This is a genomic window from Methylophaga sp. UBA1464, assembly GCF_002325665.1.
GTDB lineage: Bacteria > Pseudomonadota > Gammaproteobacteria > Nitrosococcales > Methylophagaceae > Methylophaga.
The window spans coordinates 18282-25932 of the sequence record NZ_DCSO01000078.1 but is presented as its reverse complement, the minus strand read 5'-3'; the positions used below and the strand labels follow the sequence as shown (position 1 = coordinate 25932).

At 44.5% G+C, this 7651-nt stretch carries 7 protein-coding genes; 6 read left to right on the top strand and 1 reads right to left on the bottom strand.

Features of this window, described 5'->3' with window-relative positions:
* A partial coding sequence (locus tag B3O33_RS09875; RefSeq protein WP_292363513.1) for a hypothetical protein occupies positions 1-418 on the top strand: 418 nt, incomplete at its 5' end.
* 104 nt (positions 419-522) lie between these two features.
* Here B3O33_RS09875 and B3O33_RS09870 read toward each other — a convergent pair.
* Positions 523-2628 carry a TonB-dependent siderophore receptor gene (locus B3O33_RS09870; RefSeq protein ID WP_292361582.1) on the bottom strand — a complete coding sequence of 702 codons (2106 nt, stop codon included), beginning with the start codon at positions 2626-2628 and terminating at the stop codon, positions 523-525.
* Positions 2629-2893: 265 nt separating this feature from the next.
* On the opposite strand from B3O33_RS09870, the gene B3O33_RS09865 reads away from it, so the two are divergent.
* From B3O33_RS09865 to B3O33_RS09845, 5 genes are all read left to right on the top strand, one after another.
* Positions 2894-4105 carry an MFS transporter gene (locus B3O33_RS09865; RefSeq protein ID WP_292361581.1) on the top strand — a complete coding sequence of 404 codons (1212 nt, stop codon included), beginning with the start codon at positions 2894-2896 and terminating at the stop codon, positions 4103-4105.
* Positions 4106-4110: 5 nt separating this feature from the next.
* Positions 4111-4962 (top strand): hypothetical protein, encoded by an 852-nt coding sequence (locus B3O33_RS09860; RefSeq protein ID WP_292361580.1) that lies wholly within the window; start codon positions 4111-4113, stop codon positions 4960-4962.
* Positions 4963-5052: 90 nt separating this feature from the next.
* Positions 5053-5643, top strand: coding sequence for a DUF5610 domain-containing protein (locus B3O33_RS09855; protein WP_292361579.1), 591 nt, complete (start codon positions 5053-5055; stop codon positions 5641-5643).
* A gap of 167 nt (positions 5644-5810) precedes the next feature.
* The gene (locus B3O33_RS09850; RefSeq protein WP_292361578.1) at positions 5811-6473 is read left to right on the top strand and encodes an SDR family oxidoreductase; all 663 of its coding nucleotides are present in this window, start codon (positions 5811-5813) and stop codon (positions 6471-6473) included.
* A gap of 25 nt (positions 6474-6498) precedes the next feature.
* A partial coding sequence (locus tag B3O33_RS09845; protein WP_292363512.1) for an RNA polymerase sigma factor occupies positions 6499-7651 on the top strand: 1153 nt, incomplete at its 3' end.

Below are 7651 nucleotides of genomic sequence, written 5' to 3'. Positions count from 1 at the left end.
TGAAGGAAGTGATGCTGTTCCGGAAATGGAGACTGCACCGATAGTTGATGAAGATAAAATCCCCCTGTGGCTGGACGGACAAGTTGAAATGTCACCGCAGGAATGGCTGGTAAAACGCAGCCGTGCAGAAGTAACAGATGAAAGAGCAGAAATAGAACGAACCGCAGAATTACTGGTTATCGCGGCTGACCGGTTCGATGAAAGTCACCGGATGATTGCCAATCGTGCAGCACAACTGGAAGATATGTTGCTCGAACATCGCATTAATGAAACCGCGGTAGATCGATTGGAATGGTTTACCAAGCTGCCAACATTACAAACTCCGCACAGTTTCTCGGCACTTTGTCAGTACTATTACAATCTACGTACCCAAGGTAAAACCGAAGACGAAATCATTCAAAATCTGCTGCGGATCTAAGGCAGCATTTTTCTGGTAATAAGTGATTTTTAAACGGCTGGATATGCATTATATTACTATTATTCGGGCATCATGATGATGCCCGAATCTTTATATCCAGAGAATTAATATGTCCAGGTAACAGAGCCTATGGCACTTCTTGTTGCACCGTAATTAGCCTGTCCCCATTGCGGACTTTCAAAATATTTTTCATTGCCGACGTTATACAAATTCATAGCAAGTGTAACGTTTTGATTGAGCTGGTACTGGGCAAACATATCCACCAAGGCATAACTTCCCTGCACTTCAACATCGCCAACGTAAATTTCATTTTGCCATCTTACCCCGCCACCGACATTGAGTCCGACAACTTGAGGTACATGATAACTTGCGGCTACTTTGAATTGATTAGTGGGTATAAAGGTTCGAGTTTTATCACCATTTTCATCCTCTATATCCAAGTGTGTGTAACCCATACTCAGGTTTAATCGATCTACCACTTCACCAGATAATTCAATTTCATAACCTTTGCTCTCCATCTCAACACCACGGTAAATATTTAGTCCCGACGCAGCATCACGATCAATCCATTCACCAAAATTTTCCTGTCTGGACTCAAAACGCGCTAAGGTTAATACGGCGCGGCCATCATTAAATTCCTGTTTGATACCAATTTCTCTACTTTCACCTTTCACCGAACCTAATGGCGATAGATCTGCGCCAACCCATGTCTGGGCTTTGAACACTTCACTGTAGCTACCATAGAGCATGGTTCCATCAATAACTTCATAGGTAACACCTGCATAAGGCACCGTCTCTGAATCCGATACTTTTTGTGGGGCACCATAACTGTATCCATCCTGTTCAATCTTGACAGTTCTGGCACCTAGTAAAAAGGAAAGCCTGTCAGTGGCACTAAGTCTGGTTGAGAAATAGGCCGAGTCTTGGTCTTGATCAATATTGGTTGATTGGGTGTCTGCATCATAAACATCAAATGCTGGTCGAGGGGTGTATCCTGCAGCCCAATTAGAACCAACCGGGGCGTAATTCCATTCACTGGAGTAAATAGATCGTCCTGTAAGTTTAATATCAGCTTTATTGATGCCGACCACCAGCTCATGTTCCCTGCCGGCTAATTCAAACTGACCACTAAGATAAAGATCGAATATTTTTTCTTTATCTTGTGCATCATAATGACTGGCATGGGCTGTTAAACCTTCTTCAGTAAAGGCATCTGGGCTACCCGAAAGATAGAATGAATCCCACTGTTTTTCTTGTTTATTCTGAGTATAGATAGCTTTTACTGACCAGTTCTCACTTAACTCATGATCCAGTTCGGCAAAACTTCGTGTTTGTTTCACATCCTGATAAGCCCAATCTGGCGCGGTATTAGTCGACACGTCATAACTGGTTAACGTACCGTCGCTGTAAAAAAGTGGTAAAGCACCTGAAGAATTACCTTTGCTGTATGTATCATTTACACTGTGAGCTAAGGTCAATTCGGTTGTATCTGTCAGATCAGCTGAAACAATGCCATAAAATACATCCCTATCGGTCGTATATCGGTCCAGGTAAGAGTCGCCTTTTTCTTTTGCGACGACTAATCGACCACGTACTCGCTCATTTATAGGCCCCGAAAGATCCACATCAATTCGACGTGTATTCCATGAACCATAAGATGTTTTCGCAGAAGCATGAAACTCATCAGTAGGCCGTTTACGAACAAAGTTAATTGTCGCTGAAGGATTAGCAAGCCCGGTAATCAAACCACTTGCCCCCTTAATGACTTCGACTTTTTCATACATTGCCGTGTCATCATGACCTTGAGTCAGTCCAAATGAAAATGGCACTCCAAGACCATCGTACTGGAAATTGACTATGTCGAAACCGCGCGCGGTGTAATAGGTTCGTCCTGTTTCAACCTGCTCAACCGTTACGCCCGGGGCATATCTCAGTAGTGTATTCACATCACGTAATGCAAAATCCTGGATCTGGTCATTCGAAATAACCGATACGATTTGAGGTGTTTCAAAAACAGTCAAATCAAGTTTGGTTGCTGATTTGGTTTCTTCTGGTTCCCCATAAACATGAAGTGAATCCAGACTGACATTGTCAGACGTTTCTTGCTGTTGCTCTTCTACTTGGGATTGTTGTTCAGTATCGGCAATTGCCATTCCACAGCAAAGTGATGCTATAGAAAATGTGATAGCGCGTCGTGTATCAGACTTCATAAACCCACCTAGATAAATTTAAAAAAGTTTACACAATGATATTTGCTAATACAAACGATTTGCATTTACATTGCATTAATTAAGATATACAAAACTCGCCCTGGAACCCTTCCATCATAAAATTGATAAATCAATGGAACACTCGTGCCAGCAAACTTGGTTTAACCGGATTCGCACGCACTGATTCACTGCTTTATAATTTTTAGTGATTTACTTTTCTGCTATTGGAAAAGCTGCGGCCCACTTACCTTTCACGTCGGAATCTATGACCACACCTCAAGCAAACAGTTATTTCAGTTTGATCCGCAACCAGTTTGGTTTGCTGGCCATTGGTTTTATCGCACTGTTCACCGGTAATCTCGGACAAAGCTTTTTTATTGGTCTGTTTCAGTCTGATATTGCCAACTCATTAAATTTATCCGCGGGTGAGTTTGGTGCAGTGTATGCCGCGCTCACCATGATCAGTGGATTTCTGGTACTGCATTACGGCCAGAAACTGGATTGGATTGCTCCACGGCGCTATGCATTGTTAGTGCTGACCGCATTACTTACCGGCGTTATTTTACTGACCACTTCACCTTGGCTGATCCCCGCGGTCATTGGTTTAGGCCTGGTCAGATTATGCGGTCAGGGATTGATGACGCATTTTGGTAGTACTTTGGCTGGGCGCGAATTCACTGTTAATCGTGGCAGGGCTCTGGGACTGGTCAGTCTGGGTATGCCTTTGGGTGAAATTATTTTAGCGCCGGTTATCGCCTTATTAATCGGATGGTTGAGTTGGCAGCAAATCTGGTGGGCAGTAGCAGCGATTATTTTTCTCATTTGGATAGTGTTATTGTTTATGGCGCCCTGGCCTGAGGCACCTGAAATCAAGCGTGATAGTAGTGGCAACCAAATCAAGGGTCCCAATCCCTTGCTGGAAAAGCGATTCTGGCTGATTATTCCTCTGACCATGGCCTTGCCGGTCACGCTGACCGGTATTTTTATTTTTCAGGCACAAATGACATTGGATTTAAACGCTACCACCACAACCTATGCTTTGGGCTTAACAGCGATGGGCGTTGCCCGTTTTCCCGGAGCCTTGCTTGGCGGACGCTGGATTGATGAGTTAGGCGTGTCACTGCTTGCCAGAATTTATCTGATGCCATTTGCTTTAGCCATCATTCTGGCTGTTATTGTGGGAGGAAATGCAGGCGTTTTGATTTTAATGATTGGGGCCGGTATTTCACTCGGTATGTCCTCACCCGTCGTTGACAGTTTGTTGGTTGTGCTGTGGGGGCGGGAACATCTTGGCCGGGTACGCAGTGTGAAATCTGCCTTAATGGTGTTTTCAACCGGTCTGGCACCTGCCGTTTTAGGCTTTTTAATTGATGGTGGCGTGCAGTTTGAAGTTATCCTGCTGGGGATGCTGACCTTTATGATATTGGGTTGGTTACTGGCGTTAAGCCCTATTCGAGAAGCTCAAAAACAAGTTTGATTACAATGCTGTATCAACAACTCAAACAACAGCTTCAAGATAATCGGCAATCCGGTGCCAGTGAGCTGGCTATTGAAACCCTGTCTCATCTGCATGAATTTCTTCAGCAAACTGATACCAAAACTTCAGCAGAACTGGCAAATATTGTAGTGGAACTGAGCCAGATTCGCCCCAGTATGCATGCTGTTACTAACGCATTAAAACGCTGGCTGGCTCAGGTTATTACCCTGCACTTCAATGGCGAGTTTCGTCTACATTATCTGAAACAGCTGGCCGATATTCGCGTGTTATTAATTCAGGCCAGCGATCATGTTGTCGGGCATGCCTGTCAGCTGATTCAGCCTGGTCAAACTATTCTTACGCATAGCCGAAGCTCTCAAGTATTGGCCCTATTCAAGATGCTTAAACAGCAACAAACCGATTTTCGAGTGGTTGTTACTGTCAGTGCACCGGGCAATGAAGGGTTTCTGGTGGCTGAACAACTAAATCATTGGCAGATTCCGGTTTCGGTTATCACCGATGCACAAATGGGAAAGATAATGTCTGACATTGATATCAATCTGGTGGGCTGTGACACCTGGCTTGCCGATCAGTGTTTTGTTAACAAAAGTGGCTCTTATCTGCAGGCACTGGCCGCAAAAGACTGGCACAAACCTTTCTGGGTATTAGCAGATAGCTTTAAAAATTCGGACCAAACCAGCAAAGAGGTGATACTGGAAGCCATGGCTGCCGATGAGATTGGCTGTCCTTACGGAGCATTTATCCAGCCAATAAACCATTATTTTGAAATCATTCCAGAACGACTTATCAGTGGTCGGGTAGATGAAAATGGTCTGCATCCCTGCTGCCCGAATTGATTTTTATCGGCCAAAAAAGCAAATAATAAACTCAAGTTCTGATCATCGCGTCCGCTATAATTTGGGTAGCTCCTTCTAGAGGACAAGAATATGACCATTAATAGTACCCCATTCGGCCAGACTGTCAGTTCCATGGCAAAAGATCCTGTAAACAAACAGGATGGTCCATTTGGACAGCAGGTTTCTGCTCTGGCACAGGAAAAAAAGTTTTCGGTATCCGACACCAACAGCCAACTGAATTTATCCATTCTGCAGGTTTCTTTTAATATCAGTGAGGGCAATGGCGATGGTGCAATGTCATTGCTCTTCAAAACGGCTCTTGAAGGCATTAATGATGTTTTGCGACCCGAACTTGGTGATAACGCGATTCAAAAAGCCTATGAATCAGGCCTTGATGTCTCACCTGAAGCGACTTCAGATCGCATCGTGCAAATGAGCACTGCCTTTTTTGATGCCTATTACAGCACCCGTCAGGACATGCCATTGGATGAAGCCCTGGAATCATTTGTGAAAGTGATTGGTGGTGGAATCGATCAAGGCTTCAAGGAAGCCCGCGATATTCTTGGCGGACTGAAAGTACTTGAAGGTGACATAGCCAGTAATATCGATAAAACCTACGATCTGGTTCAGCAAGGTTTACAGGCCTTTTTGCAAAATTATCAATCTTCACGCGAAGCTTAATCCCCCTTTTACCGCCATCCATTTTGGATGGCGGTTTCGCTCTACCCTCATTTTCATATTGATTCCGCTCTTGAGTTCTACCTGATACTCGCCGTACTCTGTTTTCATGTTCTGAGTATTTCGAAGTTATCTCAGGTCATCCCGTGTTCCAGCCACAGGAGAAGAACATGAATAAAACATTAGTCATCGGCGCAAATGGTCAGATCGGTAAACTGTTGGTACAGATGATGACCGAACAGAAGCTGCCGGTAAAAGTAATGCTACGCAAAGCAGAACAAGCGACTGAATTTGAACAGATGGGCGCTGAAGTGGTGATCGCAGATCTTGAAGAAGAGCTGCCAGATGATACTTTTACTGATTGCGATAAAGTGGTGTTTACCGCCGGTTCAGGCGGCAAAACCGGGGCCGATAAAACTATCCTGGTGGATTTATGGGGCGCCTGTAAATCTATCGATAAAGCCAAACAACACGATATTAAACAATTTGTGATGATCAGCTCACGTGATGCCGGCGATCCGGAACACGGCACGCCCGCCATCAAGCATTACAACATCTGTAAACATTTTGCCGATAAGCATCTTATCGAAAGCCATCTGCCCTACACTATTCTGCGTCCCGGCAGATTAACCGATGGCCCGTTAACCGGTAAAATCACTACCACTCGTCCCGCTGATCAACAACAGCAATTTATTTCCCGGACCGATGTGGCAGCTTGCATTTTACAATGCCTGGATCATTCGGAAACAGTTAATCAGATTGAAGAGTTGTATCAGGGAGAAATGCCAATACAACAGGCTTTTATTAAATCTGTAAAAAACCGTCTGGGTTGAATTGGACTGGCCTTAAAATGCCCAAATGAAACCAATAGTTGATCAAATTTATCACACAGAATCACGACAGATTCTGAGTACATTAATTCGCTTACTGGGCGATTTTGATCTGGCTGAAGAAGCCATGCATGAAGCCTTTGCGATTGCCTTGCAAAAATGGAAGTTGGATGGCGTTCCAGATAATCCGCGAGCCTGGCTGATATCCACTGCTCGCTTCAAAGCCATTGATCAAATACGCCGACAGGCACGTTTTGATTATTCCCTTGATACCATTAATGATGTAATTGCCGCTGAAGATCCCTCGCTGGATGAACAGCAGATTGAAGATGATCCATTACGACTGATCTTCACCTGTTGCCATCCGGCATTAGCCGAAGACGCGCGACTAGCACTGACATTAAGAGAGGTCTGTGGCATGACCACCGAGGAAGTCGCCCACGCCTTTCTGAAAAAACCAACTACGATTGCACAACGAATAGTTAGAGCCAAAAACAAAATTCGTGAAGCAGGAATTCCTTATGAAGTTCCTGAAACTGATCAATTAACTGAACGGCTGCAATCCGTCTTGCAGGTTATCTACCTTATCTTTAATGAAGGCTATTCGGCCAGCAATGGCGAGCAATTGGTTAAACATGAATTAGCCACTGAGGCTATCCGCCTTGGAAAATTATTAAAAAAGTTGTTACCGGAACCGGAAGTAACAGGATTACTGGCATTGATGCTGTTACAGGATTCACGGCGTTATGCCCGGGTGGATACCAACGGCGAGTTGATTACTCTGGAAGAACAGGATCGTAATCTGTGGGATCAACAGCAGATTCAGCAAGGTTGTGAACTGGTAATACAGGCCTTGGCAAGCCAACGATTTGGTCTTTTTACCCTGCAAGCAGCTATTGCCGCCGTGCATGCAGAAGCCAAATCCTTTGAGCAGACGGACTGGCAACAGATTGTAGGGCTCTATGACGCGCTATTGCAATTTAACAATTCACCGGTAATCAGATTAAATCGGGCAGTAGCGATTGCAATGCACCAGGGACCCGCAGCGGGATTAACCATCATTGAAGATTTGCTTACTCAAGGTGAGCTTAACCACTATCATCTGATTTATGCCGCCAAAGCGGATTTATGTCGTCGAATAAATCAGTTTGATACTGCCCGTTTAGCTTATCAACAAGCAC

Excerpts from the sequence above, each read along its gene's own strand:
- B3O33_RS09870 (WP_292361582.1), bottom strand. The coding sequence starts at position 2,628 with ATGAAGTCTGATACACGACGCGCTATCACATTTTCTATAGCATCACTT.
- B3O33_RS09865 (WP_292361581.1), top strand. The coding sequence starts at position 2,894 with ATGACCACACCTCAAGCAAACAGTTATTTCAGTTTGATCCGCAACCAG.
- B3O33_RS09860 (WP_292361580.1), top strand. The coding sequence starts at position 4,111 with ATGCTGTATCAACAACTCAAACAACAGCTTCAAGATAATCGGCAATCC.
- B3O33_RS09855 (WP_292361579.1), top strand. The coding sequence starts at position 5,053 with ATGACCATTAATAGTACCCCATTCGGCCAGACTGTCAGTTCCATGGCA.
- B3O33_RS09850 (WP_292361578.1), top strand. The coding sequence starts at position 5,811 with ATGAATAAAACATTAGTCATCGGCGCAAATGGTCAGATCGGTAAACTG.